20 protein-coding genes and 1 other RNA gene are annotated in these 18,242 nt (G+C 38.0%); all 21 read left to right on the top strand.

What is annotated here, in order from left to right; all coding sequences use genetic code 11:
• Positions 1-270 precede the first annotated feature (270 nt).
• Positions 271-1,125 (top strand): DegV family protein, encoded by an 855-nt coding sequence (locus tag ACE025_RS04930; RefSeq protein ID WP_485938050.1) that lies wholly within the window; start codon positions 271-273, stop codon positions 1,123-1,125.
• A 25-nt stretch (positions 1,126-1,150) separates the two neighbouring features.
• Positions 1,151-1,807 carry a deoxyribonuclease I gene (locus ACE025_RS04925; protein ID WP_485938048.1) on the top strand — a complete coding sequence of 219 codons (657 nt, stop codon included), beginning with the start codon at positions 1,151-1,153 and terminating at the stop codon, positions 1,805-1,807.
• Positions 1,808-1,828: 21 nt separating this feature from the next.
• Positions 1,829-2,413 (top strand): P-loop nucleotide/nucleoside kinase family protein, encoded by a 585-nt coding sequence (locus ACE025_RS04920; protein WP_485938046.1) that lies wholly within the window; start codon positions 1,829-1,831, stop codon positions 2,411-2,413.
• Between the two features lie 213 nt (positions 2,414-2,626).
• Complete coding sequence (locus ACE025_RS04915) at positions 2,627-3,478, top strand: aldo/keto reductase (protein WP_485938044.1); 852 nt, start codon at positions 2,627-2,629, stop codon at positions 3,476-3,478.
• Positions 3,479-3,620: 142 nt separating this feature from the next.
• Positions 3,621-4,292 (top strand): hypothetical protein, encoded by a 672-nt coding sequence (locus ACE025_RS04910; protein WP_485938042.1) that lies wholly within the window; start codon positions 3,621-3,623, stop codon positions 4,290-4,292.
• 60 nt (positions 4,293-4,352) lie between these two features.
• Entirely contained in the window at positions 4,353-4,781 is a 429-nt protein-coding gene (locus ACE025_RS04905) for an NUDIX domain-containing protein (RefSeq protein WP_485938040.1), read from the top strand.
• A 27-nt stretch (positions 4,782-4,808) separates the two neighbouring features.
• The gene (locus ACE025_RS04900) at positions 4,809-5,360 is read left to right on the top strand and encodes a GNAT family N-acetyltransferase (RefSeq protein ID WP_485938038.1); all 552 of its coding nucleotides are present in this window, start codon (positions 4,809-4,811) and stop codon (positions 5,358-5,360) included.
• Between the two features lie 153 nt (positions 5,361-5,513).
• Positions 5,514-6,218: a Crp/Fnr family transcriptional regulator gene (locus ACE025_RS04895; protein ID WP_485938036.1), complete on the top strand. Its 705-nt coding sequence runs from the start codon at positions 5,514-5,516 to the stop codon at positions 6,216-6,218.
• 189 nt (positions 6,219-6,407) lie between these two features.
• Positions 6,408-7,160, top strand: coding sequence for an ABC transporter ATP-binding protein (locus tag ACE025_RS04890; RefSeq protein ID WP_485938034.1), 753 nt, complete (start codon positions 6,408-6,410; stop codon positions 7,158-7,160).
• On the top strand, positions 7,160-8,830 hold the full coding sequence (locus ACE025_RS04885) for a hypothetical protein (RefSeq protein WP_485938032.1): 1,671 nt from the start codon (positions 7,160-7,162) through the stop codon (positions 8,828-8,830). The genes ACE025_RS04890 and ACE025_RS04885 overlap by 1 nt, the downstream gene beginning before the upstream one ends.
• Before the next feature lie 317 nt (positions 8,831-9,147).
• Positions 9,148-10,026, top strand: coding sequence for a transporter substrate-binding domain-containing protein (locus ACE025_RS04880; RefSeq protein ID WP_485938030.1), 879 nt, complete (start codon positions 9,148-9,150; stop codon positions 10,024-10,026).
• A 20-nt stretch (positions 10,027-10,046) separates the two neighbouring features.
• A complete protein-coding gene (locus tag ACE025_RS04875; RefSeq protein WP_485938028.1) occupies positions 10,047-10,733 on the top strand; it encodes an amino acid ABC transporter permease in 687 nt (228 codons plus the stop codon).
• An 83-nt stretch (positions 10,734-10,816) separates the two neighbouring features.
• An RNA gene (gene ffs / locus ACE025_RS04870) (signal recognition particle sRNA small type) lies at positions 10,817-10,915 on the top strand.
• Positions 10,916-11,322: 407 nt separating this feature from the next.
• A complete protein-coding gene (dnaX, locus tag ACE025_RS04865; RefSeq protein ID WP_485938026.1) occupies positions 11,323-13,167 on the top strand; it encodes a DNA polymerase III subunit gamma/tau in 1,845 nt (614 codons plus the stop codon).
• 21 nt (positions 13,168-13,188) lie between these two features.
• On the top strand, positions 13,189-13,509 hold the full coding sequence (locus ACE025_RS04860; RefSeq protein ID WP_188204775.1) for a YbaB/EbfC family nucleoid-associated protein: 321 nt from the start codon (positions 13,189-13,191) through the stop codon (positions 13,507-13,509).
• A gap of 91 nt (positions 13,510-13,600) precedes the next feature.
• Positions 13,601-14,197: a recombination mediator RecR gene (gene recR, locus ACE025_RS04855; protein WP_485938024.1), complete on the top strand. Its 597-nt coding sequence runs from the start codon at positions 13,601-13,603 to the stop codon at positions 14,195-14,197.
• Between the two features lie 205 nt (positions 14,198-14,402).
• Positions 14,403-14,642, top strand: a complete 240-nt coding sequence (locus tag ACE025_RS04850; protein WP_485938022.1) for a YaaL family protein — start codon at positions 14,403-14,405, stop codon at positions 14,640-14,642.
• Positions 14,643-14,672: 30 nt separating this feature from the next.
• Positions 14,673-16,115 (top strand): aminotransferase class I/II-fold pyridoxal phosphate-dependent enzyme, encoded by a 1,443-nt coding sequence (locus tag ACE025_RS04845; protein ID WP_485938020.1) that lies wholly within the window; start codon positions 14,673-14,675, stop codon positions 16,113-16,115.
• Positions 16,116-16,176: 61 nt separating this feature from the next.
• A complete protein-coding gene (tmk, locus tag ACE025_RS04840) occupies positions 16,177-16,818 on the top strand; it encodes a dTMP kinase (RefSeq protein WP_485938018.1) in 642 nt (213 codons plus the stop codon).
• Between the two features lie 22 nt (positions 16,819-16,840).
• Positions 16,841-17,170 (top strand): cyclic-di-AMP receptor, encoded by a 330-nt coding sequence (locus tag ACE025_RS04835; RefSeq protein ID WP_485938016.1) that lies wholly within the window; start codon positions 16,841-16,843, stop codon positions 17,168-17,170.
• Between the two features lie 59 nt (positions 17,171-17,229).
• Entirely contained in the window at positions 17,230-18,237 is a 1,008-nt protein-coding gene (gene holB, locus ACE025_RS04830) for a DNA polymerase III subunit delta' (protein WP_485938093.1), read from the top strand.
• Positions 18,238-18,242: the final 5 nt, after the last annotated feature.

The raw sequence follows: 18,242 nt of genomic DNA, 5'->3' as shown, positions 1-18,242 counted from the left end.
GCAAAGGATTCATTAACGTATACAACTAATGAATCCTTTGCGTTGCTTTTTGCAAAATGAAATCTATTAATCTAAATTGATTCTTGCTAGACCTTGTCTATCTTTTAAGAGTCTTTTTTATTCATTATCTTTTTTTTCAAAGTCTGCCAAAAAACCAACCAATTATAAATTCCTTAAAAGTATTGAAAATGCTATACTGAAAAATGTAAGGGATTTTAAAACGAGAATAAATAGTTGGTTAAAAAGCAAATGTACCTAGGAGGAGAAAAAATGAGAGAGATTATTTTTACGACAGAGAGCGGGGCTGACTTGCCAAAAGAGTTAGCTGAAAAATACAACATCAAAACTGTACCAATGCATGTAGTGATGGATGGAAAAGATTATAAAGACGACGGATCATTACCGGTCAGTAAGATTTATGACTATTACAATAGAACGAAGTTGATTCCTTCTACCACATCAACTAATCCAAATGAGTATGAAGGGTTCTTTGCACAAATAAAAGCGGAAAATCCTGGATGTACGATCGTCCACGTTGGATACACCTCAAAAGCTTCATCTTCTTTTCATAATGCAGAGATCGCCTCAGAAAATTTTGAGGATATTTATTTGATTGATGCGTTGAACGTTTCTGCGGGATTGACGGTAGTGACGTTATACGCAGCTCAACTTTTAGAATCAAATCCAGATATGCCGATGGACGAACTAATTCAAAAAATTCAATCCAGTGTGCCGAAAAGCAGGATGTCATTCGTACCGGGGAGTTTAGAATTTTTAAAAGCTGGAGGACGAGTATCGAATGCGGCTTATATCAGTGCTTCTTTGTTGCAAATCAAACCGTTGATTGAGTTGATTGATGGAAAATTGGTCTCTACGAAGAAATACCGAGGAAAAATGAGTCGAGTGGCAGAAGAACTGTTGAAAGATTATTTGAAAAAATACCCAATCGATAAAAAGCAGATTTATTTCGTCTTTTCAATCGGCTTAGATGAACAAGTCAAATTACAAATGGAACAATCTGCTAAAGAAAAAGGATTTGAAAATGTGACTTGGATTCAAGCTGGATCAGTGATCTCTACACACGGCGGACCTGGTGCTTTTGGGATCGCTGGAATGGAGCAATAAATAAGTTTTAACGGAAGGAATGGGCATGGAGAAAGAAATCAACCTAAAAGAACTATATAGTCAGTTGGATCATTATGTGACCGCAGGAACGACTTGGCCGGCAGATAGTATCTATGAAATGATGTTGGGAGCTATTTTAGTGCAAAATACCACCTGGCACAATACGACTCTTTCTTTAGCGCGCATAGGCGAAGCCACTCATTTCGACCCGGAAGCTATTTCTGCTCTAACCATTGTAGAAGTAAAAGAACTGATTTATTCGAGCGGATTTCATAAACGTAAATCTCAACTGATTCTAGATTATTTTGACTGGTTGAAAAAATATGCGTTTGATTTAGAAGATATCAAACGCAAGTACCAGGATAAGTTGCGCGAACGGTTGCTTCAATTTAACGGGATAGGGAATGAGACAGCGGATGTTCTATTGTTGTACGCTTTTGAAATACCCGTGTTCGTAGCGGATACTTATGCGCTCAAATTATTTCGCCAGCTAGGCAGTGAACAGAGTACAGACTATCTGAGTTTGAAGAGATATGTAGAAAATTCTGCTGATTTTAAGCTGAAAGAGTGGCAGAAATTTCATGGACTGATCGATGAATATGGGAAAGTCTATTTGCGTGGAAAACAAGAAAGCATTCATCCTCATTGGGAAGAATACAAGTTAGTGATCAAACCGAGTTGAGCGTCTGGGAGTGGAATGTAAATGGATTTAGTCGTTATCATAGGACCGCAAGCCGTTGGGAAAATGACTGTGGGAAGAGAATTGGAAAAAAGAATGGATGCAAGGTTGTTGTATAATCACGAAACGATTGATTTATTCGCTAAATTTTTAGATTACGGAAAGGAAACGTTTCGTTTATCTGATCAGACTAGAAAAGAGTTGTTCAAAGCGTTTGTCAAAAACAAGACAAATAAAGTCGCAAGCATTATTTTTACAGTGGTAGTGGCATTTGATTTGAAAGAGGATGTAGAATTTCTACAAGAAATCAGGGATATCTTCTTAAATGCTGACGGAAGAGTGTTTTTCGTTGAACTTGAAGCAGAACTAGAGACTCGCTTAGAAAGAAATGTCAGCGAAAGCCGCTTGGTAGCCAAACCTTCTAAGAGGAATTTTGAATTTTCGCGAAATGAGTTATTGACGACTTATAAAAAGTATCGATTGAATTCTTTACCTAATGAAGTAGAGGAAAAAATCCAACAAGTAAATTATTTAAGGATAAACAATACTTATTTAGAACCGGAAGAGACTGCGGAAAGAATAGCAGCATTTATCCAAAGTAAAGATTAAAAGTTAAGGCAATCGTTGAGTCAGTGTCTTAACCATTTAAAAATAACCGATGCTTATTAGGTAGAGCATAGACGGTTATTTTTTTTATAACGATTAAATACCTGTTTACTTATTGCTAGGTCTATTATTTGAAGAGAAGAGCCTCAAAAGGATACAATATAAAGCGAATAAAGAAAGCGCTTCTTAGCTGAATAGATGGGAGAGATGGTAAGCATGAAAAGTATTTTTGATACCGTTGAATTGAATAATGGGGTAAGGATGCCTATTTATGGTTTGGGTACTTCTGGGAACAAAGATCAGACAGTTTGTAATGATACAATAAAAGCAGCGGTTGAGGCTGGCTATCGTTTGATCGATACAGCTCAAATGTACGGGAATGAAGAGCAAGTAGGAAAAGCCATTCACCAAGTCGATCTTTCTGACAAGAACTTGTTCATTACCAGCAAGGTGGATAACCCTAATCATGGGTATGAGGCAGCCAGTAAAGCGATTGATGATTCACTGGAAAAGATGGGTCTAGATTATATTGATTTGTACTTAATCCATTGGCCTGTAGTTAAAGGTCGAGGAGAGAACTGGCAGGAAGATAATATCGAAACATGGCGTGCATTGGAAGATGCTTATGAAGCAGGGAAAGTCAGAGCCATTGGTGTCAGCAACTTTATGGTGAAACACTTGGAAAACCTGCTCGCCAACTGTCGAATCAAGCCGATGGTCAATCAGATTCGACTGCATCCAGGTGTACTGCAAGAAGAAACGGTTGTTTTTTGTGAGAAAGAACAAATCATTATAGAAGCTTGGTCACCTCTGTCTCCAATCAAACAAATGTCTGAGGATGAAAAAGTAAAAGCCATGACAGAAAAATATGGGAAATCTTTGGCTCAGCTGTTGTTGCGCTTCAGTCTGCAACACAATTTCGTTCCACTGACAAAGTCAGCGCACCCTGAACGAGTAACAGAAAATGCTGAGATTTTTGATTTTGAAATCTCAAATGAAGATATGGACTACTTGAACAAGTTGAAATTTGATGATTTTGAGGCACCAGATGTAGATATAGAAAGATAGATTTTGTTCAAATCATCGAAAATAATTTACTGAGAACCCCAACGATCAAAAAGTCTGTTAGGGTTCTTTTTTGATTGCCATTTCTATTTGTTTTTTTCTAAGGTAAAATAGAGGGAAACAAATAAAGAAGGAGTGAAGAATGGTGTCAGTTGAATTTTGGGTCGCTGCAGAGACCTTTTACAACACTACAATGGTTGCAGTTGCTGTTGTTATCCTAGTGCTGATTATGTTGTCCGGTATGATTTTAGGTTATTCAAAAAGTCGGTACAAGAAAAAAATAGCTGCGGCAGGCGGAGTTTTAGTTTTAGGACTCAGTATTTGGTTAATCATAGGACATTTGAGGTATCAAGAATTCTTGGAAGTGAACGAGCATGTCACACCGCTAGTACGCGACAGACAAAAGAAATTTGGCGATTACACCTATCGTTCAGAAGATGAGATGCAATTTTTTGCCAAATTACATGATCCAGACAGCGTAAGGTCGTTAGAGATGTATCGGGAAGAAACGGTCACTGAACCAATCACATATATAGGGAAAGACGCCAACTTTTATTATTTTGAGCAAAATGAAGATCTGTTCAAACAGCGAAGCAACGTCTTATTTGACGCTGACGCAGATGAAACAGAGATGGTGGGAAGCGTTTTTCATTTAATAGATGAATCTTATTTTGACATTGGCTTCCGCAATCCGCCTTATATCATGTTTGATCACATTGTTGTCGATCAAGAAGAAGAGAATGAATTGATCAATGTCGAAAATGATGATTTCGTGGCTACGGCTGAAGAACATTTCAGCAAAACATGGTCGTTTTAATGGAGAACGGAATATAGGCAGGTGAATAATGTGAGCAAAGTTTTGTTAACTAATATGTGTATGATCATAGATTTAGAAACTAAACGGGTCTTGGTTCAAGATCGCAGAAAGAGCTGGAAAGGACTGACTTTTCCAGGAGGTAAAGTAGAGCCTAAAGAATCGATCATCGGTTCAACGATCAGAGAAGTGAAAGAAGAAACAGGGCTCGATGTCACTCAGTTAACGTTATGCGGAGTGAAGGATTGGTATGAAGAGAAAGAAGACTTTCGATACATTGTTTTTCTTTACAAAACGAATCAGTTTACAGGAACGCTATTGAAAGAGACTGATGAAGGTTCTTTGCATTGGATGAAAATGGAACACCTGACAGAAGAGAATTGTTCGCCAGGGTTTGCAAAAACTCTTGATGTGTTCAACTACCCAGAAAAGCAGGAACACTTTTTTCATTATAATGAAAATGAGGAACTTATCAGCAATCAAGTGATTTGATCATTAAATTTAAGGGCGGTGTCTATTATGAATAAAGAATACCTTTTTGCTTTGCACGATCATATTGACGGAGAACGTATTTACTTAAGACATGTGTTGCTGAAAGATGCAGAAGACATGTATGAATACGCTAAGGATGAAGAAACGACTAAATTTGTTTTTGATAAACACGAGGATTTAGAAGACACGCGAAAAAATATCGCTAAATATTTTTTGAGCAGTCCATTAGGCAAATATGCTATCGTCTTGAAAGAAACAGATAAAATGATTGGGACAATCGATTTGCGTATTGAAGAAACTCATAAGAAAGCGGAGTTGGGCTATACTGTGAATAAGGAATATTGGGGAAAAGGATATGCAACGGAAGCTGGAAAAATGGTGATCCAATTAGGTTTTGAAATCTTTGGACTGCAGCGGATTTTTGCTTTTCATGACGTGCGGAATCCTGCTTCTGGTAAAGTGATGGAAAAGATGGGACTGACTTATGAAGGTTATTATCGAACAAATCGTTTTGTTAAAGGAGAATTCGTGGACGATAAATGTTACAGCATCATCAAAGAAGATTATTTTTCTGAATAAATTATAAACTCTCTTTCCAAATTAGCTGTTATTTGGCGAGAGACTTTTTGAGCAAAAAACTTGATGAGCGTCAATTCTTTCAAGTATTTTTTCCTCTACAATGAAGGTACCTCAATAAAGATATCTTGAGGACAAGGAAAGGAAGCGAAGCTGATGTCTTCAATAGAAAGAGACGAACATGATCACAGTTTAAAATCTCATAAAGCGTGTGTCTCTTTAGTCCCTATTTTCAAGCATCTAGACAATGAACAATTGGATGAAATCATGGCTGCAACTCGTTCTGTTTCATTTAAAAAAGGAGAAACCATTTACCGCGAAGGAGATAAAGCTGATTCTCTTTACATTGTTCATAAAGGAAAAGTCCGTATTTATCGATTGACAGAATCAGGAAAAGAACAGCTGGTTCGCTTATTGAATCCTGGGGACTTTACAGGAGAAACTGCTTTATTTACAGACTCTATTCATGGATCATATGCTGAGGCGACGACAGAAACTAAAGTTTGTGTGATTCAGCGGACGGTATTGCAAGGATTTCTATTGAAGTTTCCAAGTATCTCATTAAAAATCCTGGAGGAATTCTCGAATCGATTAAATATTTCAGAAACACAAACTACTCGTTTTTCCAGCGAAACAGTAGAAACGAGAATTGCACTTTTCCTTACTGAACAAATGGATCAGGAAAATGACAGCAACCTAGTCCATTTGCCTATGAGTAAAAAAGATTTGGCTTCTTATTTAGGCACGACTCCTGAGACGATCAGCCGAAAATTTGCAGAATTGGAAGTTAAAGGGCTAATTCTCCAAAAAGGAACCAGACAAATTGAAATTTTACATGTAGATGAGTTATTGCTCGTTTAATAAGATGAGAGCCCTATTCCCAAGTTAAGAGGAATGAATTTAACTTTGGAATAGGGGCTTTTTTTTTTACACAAATAACTTGGGAAAGAAATTGAGTGAAATATTTAAAACCAGCTCAATTATTTACATGAGTTTGTTATACTGGTTAAAGAAACAAAGACTATTTTATTTTTGGGGGAGACTACATAAATGATTGAATTCAAACAAGTTAGTAAAGTTTATGGGACTAAACAAGCATTAAGGGATGTTTCATTTACCATACAACCGGGAGAAATATTTGGGTTGATAGGACACAACGGAGCTGGAAAATCGACAGCAATCAAGACTTTAGTCAGCATCATTAATCCGACTCAAGGAGAAATATGGGTCGATGGAGAAAAATTGGATCAGAACCGACTAGAAATCAAAAAAAAGATAGGCTACGTACCTGATTCACCAGATATGTTTCTTCGTTTATCGGCAACGGAATATTGGAACTTGATGGCTTCAGCTTATGAATTATCTGATGAAGAAATGACTCAACGGTTAACCTATTTATTGGATTTATTTGATATGAAAGAGAATCAGTACGGAATCATCAGTTCTTTTTCTCATGGGATGAGACAAAAAACATTTATTATCGGAGCTATATTGTCCAATCCTGATATTTGGATATTAGATGAACCGATGACTGGTTTAGATCCGCAAGCAGCGTTCGATCTGAAAGAAATGATGAAAGAACATGCAGCAAAAGGGAAAATCGTGTTGTTCTCTACTCATGCTTTAGAAGTGGCACAACAGATTTGTAATCATATTGCGATCCTTAAAAAAGGAGAGATCCTTTATGATGGAACGATTGAAGATTTGCAGGCTAAGAATGAAAATCAATCTCTGGAAAGCATTTATTTAAAAATGGCTGGTAGAGAAGCCCAAGCTGGATCTGTAACAGGAGGCATCGAATAATGAGATGGAGACTAGTAGGTGAATTGACTAAGGTAAATCTTCTGTATGCTAATCCGCAAATGATTGAAAAAAAGCGGAACAAAGAAGCTGAAACAGGAAAACCTTCTAATGTGTCGGCTTATAAAAGTGTGCTGGGACAAAATTTATTGATGTTTGTCATCTTTTTCTTTTTATTTTTTGTAACGATGTCTATTGGAATCAACTATGTGGATTATCCAGGATTATTTACTGTTAATGTGCTTGTCTTTTTAATGATGTCTTTTTTACAGTCTTTTTTGATCGTTTACAATTTGTTTTATGAATCTAAAGATTTAGAGTATTATTTACCGCTCCCTTTTAAATCCAGCGAGATATTTGCGGCTAAGCTTTCAGTATTGGCTTTAATGATTTCACCTTACTTGGTACCTGTAATGGGGTTGTTCGTTTTACTCGGAGTAAGTACAGAAAATAGCTACGTGCTGTCTCTCCTTGGAGCAGTATTATTGTTTCTTTTGCTGATGGCGATATTAGTGCTTGTGTCCTTCTTACTTGTCCACTTCATGACAAGCTTAGCTATTTTCAGTAAGAATAAAAATGTGGTTTCTACCGTTCTTTATACGGTGTCCAGCATTGGGATGATCGTAGCGATTTTGTTCATAACAAATAATCCGTTAGCTGGGGATACGGCGCTTCCTGGACAGTTGATACCAGACAGTCAAGCTATACCATTCATTGAAAGCTTTTATACATTATTAGTCTATCCTTCTCAAATCGAAGGCTGGGCGGGATTAGCTGGATGGCTTGCTGTATTGATTATTTTATCTGGAATTGTGTACAAATGGGTCGTTCCTAACTTTTATGGCGAACAAAAAAATTCAGCTGAAAATGAAACGCAAGAACAGACAGAACAACCTATCCGAAATAAAAGGCAAGTCATTGGCGGACGAGTTAAGAACGCTAAGCCTGAATCAGTCAATCGTATTCTGTGGAAATACAATGCAGGATTGATACAAGACGGGACACTGATTATGCAATTTATCAGTTCGAAGATTTTGTTCCCGGTATTATTATTAGGACCTACTTTGTGGGGTGGGTTAGATTTAAGTTCTATACCGTTCTATTATTGGGGAGTATTCTTTTTTGGAGGTTTTATTTATGCCTTCTTAACCTTGAATAGTATCTCTATTGTAGGGGTCATCATCTCATTAGATAGAGAAAATTTTCTTTACATGAAATCATTGCCCTTTTCAATGAAACACTATTTAAAACAAAAACTTTGGTTTTCTTACAGCATAGAATTGGTTCTTCCATTCGTGTTAGGAGTGATTTTTATGGTTCTTATCAAACTTCCTATTGTTTTAGGCCTATTGTTATTGCTGGGACTTGTATTAGGAACGTATGCTTTATGTCTTTTCTATTTTATACGCGACTATAAAAAACTGCATATTGACTGGCAAAACTTAACAGAATTGTTCAATCGAGGAGGCGGAAACTTTATCCAAGTAATCAGTATTATGGGGTCGATATTCATTGGTATTATTCTAGTAGCATTATTGTCTTTCTTGATTGCTTCACTGCCTCCAATGGGTCGAATAGCAGTTTCGATTACTGCCGTTGTCATCCCAGTTGCCATTAGTGCAAGTGTTATAATATGGGCTAATAAACAATTTTGGTCAAAATTCGAAGAATAAAATAGGTATGAAACTGTTTCTCCAGCATTTTATCCAATGCTGGAGAAACAGTTTTTTCTTGTGTTCAACTTTCAATAGAAACAAGAATAAATTCAAAATCAATGTATAAGAGTAATACAGTTTTTAGTACTGTTTCGATTAATAGATAAACAATATTGTTTTTTAATAAAACTTTGAAAAGCTTGTTTTAGTGGTTTTTATCAACTTTTAGATATTTTTCAATACCCCAAAATGGATTTTATTTCAGACTAAATTGACGACAGAAATCCGTGCTGTTACTATTTGTAAAGCGACTAAAAACTAAAGGGGATTTAAGGATGAAAAAGAAACTGATTTCGGCAATTATCTTACTTGCATGTGCAATGCTGATTATTTCAGCTTGCGGAACTAAAGCGACAACTGATGAAGAACAAAAAAAGGTGACAGAACAATTAGTTTCAAGAGACTGGGAAATAATCAAAGAAGACGGTGTTTTGAACGTGGCAACTTCTGGGACGTATTTTCCTAACTCATATCATGATGAAGAGTTAAACGAGTTGACTGGTTTTGAAGTAGAAATTTTACGAGAAGTAGCAAATCGTTTGGGATTAGAAGTTGAGTTTACTGAAATGGGAGTAGACGGCATGTTGACTTCTTTAAACAGCGAACAAATAGACATAGCAGCACTTGGAATCGATCGGGATGGAGAAAATGCGGATAAATACAACTTTACGATCCCGTATAAATATTCTTTCGGCTCTATGGTCGTTAGAGAAGAAGATAATTCAGAAATCGAAAAACTCGAAGATTTGAAAGGGAAAAAAGCAGCAGGAGCAGCAACGACTTCTTATATGAAAGTAGCAGAGAAATTTGGAGCTGAACTGGTCATCTATGATAATGCAACAAATGATCAATACTTGTGGGATGTAGCTAACGGACGTACAGATGTCATTTTGAACGACTATTACGGTCAATTGATGGCAACTGAGGCGTTACCGGAAATACCCGTTAAAGTCCATGATGTATTTTACAATCCTAGTGAAACGAATTATGCGATCAAATTAGGAAACGATGAATTGACGAAACAAATCAATGCACAATTAGAAGCGATGCATGATGATGGAACATTAAGCGAAATTTCTAAACAATTCTACAACGGAGAAGACGTAACGGTTCAAAAAGATTACGAATTCCAAGAAATAGATGTTTCGAAATAATAAGGAGCTGGCAATAAAACATGTCTGACGTACAATGGCAATACATCTTTGATCCGCAACTAGCTCTAGAGAGTATACCGTTCTTGTTAAAAGGATTGCCTTATACATTAGGGATTGCTTTAGTCAGTACTATTTTTGGGACCATTATTGGATTTATAGTAGCGCTCATGCGAATATCACCCGTTCGACCATTGGAGTGGTTGGCTCGGTTTTATATCTCTTTCATGAGAGGGACACCGGCGTTGGTCTTATTGTTTTTACTTTATTTTGGCCTGCCATTTATAGGTGTTCAGTTCGATGCAGTAACAGCAGCCGTTATAGGGTTTAGTATCAACTCGGCTGCGTATATTGCTGAAACAATCAGATCCGCTTTATCTTCGGTGGATCACGGACAATGGGAAGCGGCGTATGCTCTAGGATTGAAAAAATCGTTTATCATGCGCAAAGTCATTATTCCACAAGCAGCGCGAATCGCTATTCCGCCTTTGAGCAATGTCATGCTGGACATAATCAAAGGAACATCGCTGGCAGCAATGATTACTGTTCCAGAAATGTTTCAAAATGCTAAAATCGTAGGAGGCCGTGAGTTTGATTACATGACGATGTACATTTTAGTAGCCGTCATGTATTGGATCGTTTGCAGTCTTTTTGGAGTACTGCAAGAGTACTTGGAAAAACGAACTTCTGTCTACGTTGAAACACGATAAAGACTGTTAAAACTAGGGATCATAAAAAATCTTTTGAAAAAGGGTAGATATAACTTCAAATATCTAGTATAATAAGAATTGCCGAAAGGCCATATAGCAATGGTGGACTTATGAATCGTGTCAGGTCTGGAAGGAAGCAGCACTAAGTTTGCTTCACCATGTGCTGTATGTTACATAGAATAATTATTTTATCAAAATGATATTATAACATAGCGTAAAACCACACCAGTCGTTTATTCGGCTGGTTTTATTTTTGTTTTAACTCCCTTAGATCTTCAAATGGCTGATCGTAAACTGCCGCAAAAAGATACGATACTATCTTCATGGCCGCTTGCAGAACAAGTTACTGCCATGAGAAGTTTAATCTGATCGCTTATGGCAATTGCGTTTCAAAATCCGGTCATGAGAGAGTTGAACAACAGGTTCATGGTCGAAAACGGATCTTGCATCCGTCTATAAAAATAAAGCAAACATGCTGAAGATCAGCTCTGTCAAATAAGCAAAAAACAATCTCTATGACGGTTTAAATTTGGCAGGATTTACCGTATAATAGTAACTAGTACAGTGGTTAAAGGAAGGGAGAAGCAAGATGAGTTATCAAGCACTTTATCGAGTCTGGCGGCCTCAACGATTTCAAGATATTGCAGGTCAAACCGCTATTACTCAAACGTTAAGAAATGCTTTGATTCAAGAAAAGACGAGTCATGCTTATCTTTTTACTGGCCCTCGTGGTACGGGGAAAACAAGTGCGGCAAAGATTTTTGCTAAAGCGATCAATTGTCCTAATCGAGAAGATGGTGAGCCGTGTAATACCTGCGAAATTTGTACAGCGATTACTACAGGTCAATTAAATGATGTGATCGAGATCGATGCGGCCAGCAACAACGGTGTTGAAGAAATCCGAGATATCAGGGACAAAGCCAAATATGCTCCAACGAGTGCAGACTATAAAGTCTACATCATTGATGAGGTGCATATGCTTTCTACAGGAGCATTCAACGCGCTGTTAAAAACGTTAGAAGAGCCGCCTAAAAATGTTATTTTCATTTTAGCGACTACGGAACCACATAAGATCCCGCTGACGATTATTTCTCGTACGCAGCGATTTGATTTCAAGCGTATTTCTGTTAGAGATATTTGCAATCGGATGGAATATATTTTACAACAAGAAAATATCGCATTTGAAGAAGATTCGTTAAAAGTAATTGCTCGAGCTGCTGAAGGCGGTATGCGAGATGCTTTGAGTATATTAGACCAAGCGATCTCTTTTGGCGATAGTCTGGTTACGATGGAACATGCGATGGCTGTTACCGGAAGCTTGACGCAAGAACGATTGATCGGCTATTTCAAAGCAATTATACAAAATGATACTGAAAAAGGGCTATCACTTGTTCAAGAGATTCTTGCAGAAGGAAAAGATGTAGCTCGTTTTGTCGAAGACCTTATTTTATTCAGTCGAGACATTTTGGTCTATCAACAAGCGCCTCAAAAAGCTGATTTGCTGGAGAGTGCTCATATTGATGAAGGGTTTATGGAACTGAGCCAGCAAGTGCCCGTTCAGACTTTGTATGAAGTGATTGCAACTCTAAACGAGACACAACGCGAGATGCGTTTGACAAGTCATGCTGACGTTTATATAGAAGTTGCGACCGTTAAGCTGACACAGTTCAGATCAACGGCTCAAGTGACTGCTGTTCCCAACCAGATGCAGGCGGAACAGACAGTGGAGAACGCTGGATCTCGTATGCAAGAATTGGAATCAGAATTAGCTCAAATGAAAAAGAAAATTCAAGAAGTTATGGCAAATGGTGCAGCTCAGCCAGCTGAAAAAGCTAAAGCTAAGCCGAAGTCTCCTCATAAAGGGGCCTTCAAGCCCAATTCAGCAGCTATTTATAAAGTCTTGGAAGTAGCGACAAAAACAGATCTAGTGCAGTTAAAAGACGTTTGGCCTGATTTGCTGAATATGCTGTCCGTTACACAAAGAGCTGTTATGAAAGCTTCTACCCCTGTAGCAGCTAGTCCAAATGGTTTGATTGTTTCATTTGAGTATGATATTTTGTGTCAAAAGGCAACAAATGATGCCGAACTGATTGAAGCTGTGAGTGAATACTTAAGAAGATTGATTGGTCACTCGCCGCAAATGATCTGTGTGCCAGCTGAACAATGGCCGACAATAAGAAATACCTATATCAAACAAAATAAAGATCGCTTAAAAGCTAAAAAAGCTGCTCCTGCTGAAAATCTTCCCAAAGGAGACCAAGAAAAAGAACGTTCGACCTCCAAGGAAGTTCCAGGAGATTGGGAAAGCTTGGATCAATTGATCCCAAGCGATGAAGAAGAGCTGGAAGAAAAAGTGGATGAGAAAGATGATCCGCTTGTCAGCCAAGCGATGCAGTTGTTTGGCTCAGACATTGTAGAAATCAAAAATGATTAAGAAAAGAGAGGAAGATTAAATATGCGCGGTGGAATGGGAAATATGCAAGGTATGATGAAAAAAATGCAAAAAATGCAAAAAGAAATGCAAGAGGCTCAAGAGGCATTAAACGCTACTGAATTTGTGGGAACTGCAAATGGAGACTTAGTAACAGTAACCTTTACAGGAGATAAAAAAATGACTGCTATCAATATTGATCCTGAAGTGATCGATCCAGAAGATAGCGAAATTTTAGGAGACTTGATTTTATTAGCAACAAATGATGCTTTAGCTAAAATCGATGCTCAAACAGAAGCTTCAATGGGTAAATATACTAAAGGCTTAGGAATACCAGGTCTTTAATCAGCAGATTAAATAGAAGAATGAATAGGGATGCCACTGCGGGATCCCTTTTTTAAAGGAATAAAAGGCTAAACGCAGGAAGGAAATGGACATGCAATATCCTGAACCGATATCAAAATTAATGGACAGTTTTATGAAATTGCCGGGAATTGGAGCTAAGACGGCTGCTCGATTGGCTTTCTACACGCTTTCCATGGATGAAGATGATGTAACTGACTTTGCAAAAGCGTTGATCAGTGCTAAGCGTGATCTGCATTACTGTTCTATATGTGGTCATATCACTCAAGGCGATCCGTGTGAAATCTGCCAAGACAAAGCACGAGACCGCAGTATGATCTTAGTAGTAGAAGATGCTAAAGACGTGATCTCCATCGAAAAAGTGAGAGATTTCAATGGTTTGTATCATGTGCTGCACGGTATCTTATCCCCAATAGAAGGTACAGGCCCAGAAGACATCAATATCCCTTCTTTACTAAAAAGACTGCAATCCGATGAAGTTCAAGAAGTGATTTTAGCAACTAACGCAACCGCTGAAGGTGAAGCCACAGCCACCTATTTATCACGCTTGATCAAACCAGCCGGCATCAAAGTAACCCGCTTGGCACACGGACTATCCGTCGGAAGCGACATCGAATATGCCGACGAAATAACCCTAATGAAAGCCGTAGAAGGACGCCGCGAAATCTAGAGAGCGGAGAAAAGCGTTTAGCCTATCGGGTATAAGAAAATCCCAATAGACAGGTGCTTTTTACCTGGCAGTTGGGATTGGCTTATAAACGCATAGGCTGCTTTGCGCAGCTCGTTTTAGATCAGAGCCAAAACTCGCTTAAACCCGTAAACCAAACTGACCACACACATATTGTCTCTCGTACCATAAGAAAGTTGGAAGCAAAATGAAATGGAAGAAAAAATATCGTTTGCGCAAGGAATATGATGAATCTTTGTTACTTCTTATGACCAGACTGAGAGAAGACTGGGAGCATGCAAGAAAAATAGAAGAAACATCTATTGAAACAGATGAGTACCTATTTGCGCAGACAAAATTAGCTGAAGCGAAGTTTTTTTATTTGTTCAAAGAAGCACGTTGCCGAAAAATAAAAGGCGATTTGAGCGCATACAGCTCTAAAAAATAAGAATAAAACTAACTAAGGATGGTGAAAGTTGTGAAACGAAGTAAGAATGTTCAACAACAACGCCGTCCTCTTTTTTGTGCACTCAATGATCATGTAGAAAAAGAAAAAGTGTCTTTTCATGTTCCAGGACATAAAAACGGTATGAATTGGCCGCTTGATTCGGCTATGAGGCAAATGTTGCCATTCGACCAAACGGAAGTGACAGGATTGGATTATTTGCACGAACCAGAGGATGTATTGAAAGAAAGCCAAGAGTTATTAAGCAGCTTTTACAGCAGCAAAAAAAGTTATTATCTTATCAACGGCTCAACTGTTGGGAATTTATCTATGGTCATGGGAGCTACGTCTAAAGGAGATTGGGTATTGGTGGATAGAACGTGTCACCAGTCAATCATCCATGCTTTAGAGTTGGCAGGTGTCCGACCAATATTTGTAACGCCAGCTTATCAAATGGAAATAAGAGAAGCAGTCGGAGTATCGTTGGAAAACGTACAAGCGGCATTTAAAATGTACCCGGATATAAAAGCTGTCATCTTAACCTATCCATCTTACAATGGGCAAGTATTTTCATTAGACAAAATCACGGAGTATGTTCATCAAAAAGGAGCTGCTGTTTTAGTAGATGAGGCGCACGGTGCACACTTTGTATTGGGAAATCCATTTCCAAAACAAGCCCTTAGTTTAGGAGCAGATATTGTGGTGCAGTCGGCCCATAAAATGTTGCCGGCTATGACACAAACAGGCTACTTACATATTCATCCCAGAGTTTCAGAAGCAATACAACGAAAAGTCGAGCAGTATCTGCATATGCTGCAGTCAAGCAGTCCTTCTTATGTGCTGATGCAGAGTCTAGAATACGCCCGCTTCTTTGCAGCGCAATTCAATGAAGAAGACCTGAATACTACACTCGGTTATCGAAATCATTGGATAAAAATTTTTAAAAACTCAGGATTGATGTATTTGCAAAGTGATGATCCGCTAAAAGTTAGATTGTACTGGCCAGGAAAAAGCGGCAGTCAATTGCTTAAGGCATTGGAAGAACAAGGGCTGTTTTCAGAAAAAAACGATGAAGAGAGTGTTTTGCTGACTTTTCCTTTATTGAAAAAAGACGACAGATCATTAGAAAAAGTGGAAGCAGTAAAACTACCAGAATCTTTTCCGGATGTTTTGAATAAACATTCGGTTCAATTCAATATGGACAAGTTTCCGATGCTTTCAGAATTGGCGATTTCCTATGAACAACAGCAGCAGTTGCCGATCAAAAAAATCAAGTTAGACAAAGCAGCAGGTGAAATTGCTGCTAGAAATATCGTCCCGTACCCTCCTGGAGTACCTTTAATTTTAAAAGGAGAAGCAGTTACAACAGAAGCCATCGAACAGCTGACATTTTATCTTGAACAAAACATGCGTGTAGTTGGTTTGAATAATCAACTGGAGATGGATTTTTTTTCAAACTTGCAGGAAATCAATTAGACTGAATCGTTGAGATACAGTATAATGATAAATAAGATAAAAGATTAAGGGGTTTTTGAAGGTGAAGGGAATTTTTATAACTATTGAAGGTCCAGATGGGGCCGGAAAAACGAGTGTCATAAAAAAGCTGCTTCCAAAATTAGAACAAGCTTTGGGAGAACGCATTGTATCCACAAGAGAACCTGGTGGCAGTCGAATTGCTGAAAAAATTCGCGAACTGATTCTGGACCCTGAACATACAGAAATGGATATACGCACTGAAGCATTGCTATATGCAGCGGGCAGAAGACAACATTTAATGGAAAAAATCTTGCCTGCCTTAAAACGTGGTGAAATCGTTTTATGCGATCGGTTCGTAGACAGCTCTTTGGCTTATCAAGGTCATGCTCGTGGAATTGGAATGGAAGAAGTTGCTTCTATCAATCGTTTTGCGACAAATGATATTGAACCAGATTTTACACTTTACTTGGATATTGAAGCAAGCGTGGGCTTGGAACGAATCCACAAAGGGAAAGCTGACCGCCAATTTGACCGTTTAGATCAAGAAAAGTTGGAGTTTCATGAAAAAGTACGGGAGGCTTATTTGAAATTAGCGGACGAACATGCTGAACGCATCACACTGATTGATGCTGCTCAAGAGCTGGATATAGTAGTGGATGAGTGTTATAAAGTGATAATAGAAAAGTTGAAAAACAGAACGTAAGTGGACCAGGAGGGTGTTAAAGATGAAACTGATATTAGCTATTGTTCAAGACAAAGATGGAAACCGGTTATCAAACGAGTTCGTTGAAAGAGGTATTCGTGCTACGAAATTGTCTACTACAGGTGGATTTTTAAAAGCAGGAAATACGACTTTTATCGTAGGGGTAGAAGAAGAGCGAGTGGATGAAGTGTTGGATGTTATTCGCGAAAATTGTTCTGCAAGAGAACAATACATGCTTCCTCCAACTAGTTTTGATGTTTCTTTAGAAACAAGTTTCCCTTACCCTGTTGAAGTTGAAGTCGGAGGCGCTACAGTTTTCGTTATGCCTGTCGATCAATTTGAACGTTTCTAAAGATGAAGTAAATATAAATAATGAATAAAAATTTCAGTACAGCAAGGTCGTGAAATCCAATCAAAAATAGAATAAATCGGCTTCAGCCTGTATTAATACAGCAATTTCAAAAAAATATGCAACACAATAAGTTAGCTCACGCTTATCTATTTGAAGGCGCACGAGGGACTGGTAAGAAGGAATTGGCTTTATGGGTGGCAGCAGGTATCTTTTGTGAAAACAAAAAGGAAGGTCTGTCCTGTACGACTTGCCAAAATTGTACCAGAATATTGGAAGGTCATCACCCTGATGTTGTGGAAGTGGAACCGAGCGGGCTGTCGATTAAAGTGGAACAAATACGCTACTTAAAGTCTGAATTCGGCAAACGTGGAGTGGAAGGGAATAAAAAAGTGTTCATTGTAACAGATGTCGAAAAAATGACAGCTGGAGCAGCGAACAGTCTATTGAAATTTCTGGAAGAGCCCAATGGAAACGTGACAGCTTTTCTGTTAACAACCGCTAAAAATCGCGTTTTGCCTACTATCTTATCCAGATGTCAGCTGATTCATTTTTCACCTCTTCCAAAGCCGGTACTGCAAGAAGAATTAGAGAACAATGGAGTTACGCAAAATCAAGCAGCGTTATTGGTCCATTTGACTAATGATGTAACAAAAGCTGTGGAAATGAGTCAAGATGAGTGGTTTATAGATGCTCATCAATTGATTTGGAAATGGTTTATGAAAATAGCTAAAAAAGACAAACAAAGTTTTGTGTTTGTCCAAACATCTATAATGAGTCATTTTAAAGAACGCAGTCATTATCAAATGGCTTTAGAATTGTTATTGATTATTTACCGTGATGCTTTAAAACTGGCTTTTGATGCAAACTCAGAGCAGTTAGCTTTACCTCGGTATCGCCAGGAATTGATAAGATTTGTAGAAGACAAATCTTCAAGAATCATGGTTTCATCGTTGGAAGAAATCTTAGCCAGTCAAAAGAAATTAGAGAGTAATGTCAATGCGCAAGGTGTATTTGAACAATTAGCTATTCGTTTGACGGACGAAAGAACCCTTTTATCAAGAAAATAACTTAT

Source organism: Desemzia sp. AGC72, assembly GCF_057334175.1.
The sequence above is the reverse complement of the archived record's forward strand: the minus strand, read 5'-3'. Positions and strand labels throughout refer to the sequence as shown.

Excerpts from the sequence above, each read along its gene's own strand:
- ACE025_RS04930 (WP_485938050.1), top strand. The coding sequence starts at position 271 with ATGAGAGAGATTATTTTTACGACAGAGAGCGGGGCTGACTTGCCAAAA.
- ACE025_RS04900 (WP_485938038.1), top strand. The coding sequence starts at position 4,809 with ATGAATAAAGAATACCTTTTTGCTTTGCACGATCATATTGACGGAGAA.
- recR (WP_485938024.1), top strand. The coding sequence starts at position 13,601 with ATGCAATATCCTGAACCGATATCAAAATTAATGGACAGTTTTATGAAA.
- ACE025_RS04905 (WP_485938040.1), top strand. The coding sequence starts at position 4,353 with ATGATCATAGATTTAGAAACTAAACGGGTCTTGGTTCAAGATCGCAGA.
- ACE025_RS04860 (WP_188204775.1), top strand. The coding sequence starts at position 13,189 with ATGCGCGGTGGAATGGGAAATATGCAAGGTATGATGAAAAAAATGCAA.
- ACE025_RS04890 (WP_485938034.1), top strand. The coding sequence starts at position 6,408 with ATGATTGAATTCAAACAAGTTAGTAAAGTTTATGGGACTAAACAAGCA.
- ACE025_RS04885 (WP_485938032.1), top strand. The coding sequence starts at position 7,160 with ATGAGATGGAGACTAGTAGGTGAATTGACTAAGGTAAATCTTCTGTAT.
- ACE025_RS04915 (WP_485938044.1), top strand. The coding sequence starts at position 2,627 with ATGAAAAGTATTTTTGATACCGTTGAATTGAATAATGGGGTAAGGATG.
- ACE025_RS04850 (WP_485938022.1), top strand. The coding sequence starts at position 14,403 with ATGAAATGGAAGAAAAAATATCGTTTGCGCAAGGAATATGATGAATCT.
- ACE025_RS04920 (WP_485938046.1), top strand. The coding sequence starts at position 1,829 with ATGGATTTAGTCGTTATCATAGGACCGCAAGCCGTTGGGAAAATGACT.
- ACE025_RS04925 (WP_485938048.1), top strand. The coding sequence starts at position 1,151 with ATGGAGAAAGAAATCAACCTAAAAGAACTATATAGTCAGTTGGATCAT.
- dnaX (WP_485938026.1), top strand. The coding sequence starts at position 11,323 with ATGAGTTATCAAGCACTTTATCGAGTCTGGCGGCCTCAACGATTTCAA.
- ACE025_RS04880 (WP_485938030.1), top strand. The coding sequence starts at position 9,148 with ATGAAAAAGAAACTGATTTCGGCAATTATCTTACTTGCATGTGCAATG.
- ACE025_RS04835 (WP_485938016.1), top strand. The coding sequence starts at position 16,841 with ATGAAACTGATATTAGCTATTGTTCAAGACAAAGATGGAAACCGGTTA.
- ACE025_RS04875 (WP_485938028.1), top strand. The coding sequence starts at position 10,047 with ATGTCTGACGTACAATGGCAATACATCTTTGATCCGCAACTAGCTCTA.
- ACE025_RS04895 (WP_485938036.1), top strand. The coding sequence starts at position 5,514 with ATGTCTTCAATAGAAAGAGACGAACATGATCACAGTTTAAAATCTCAT.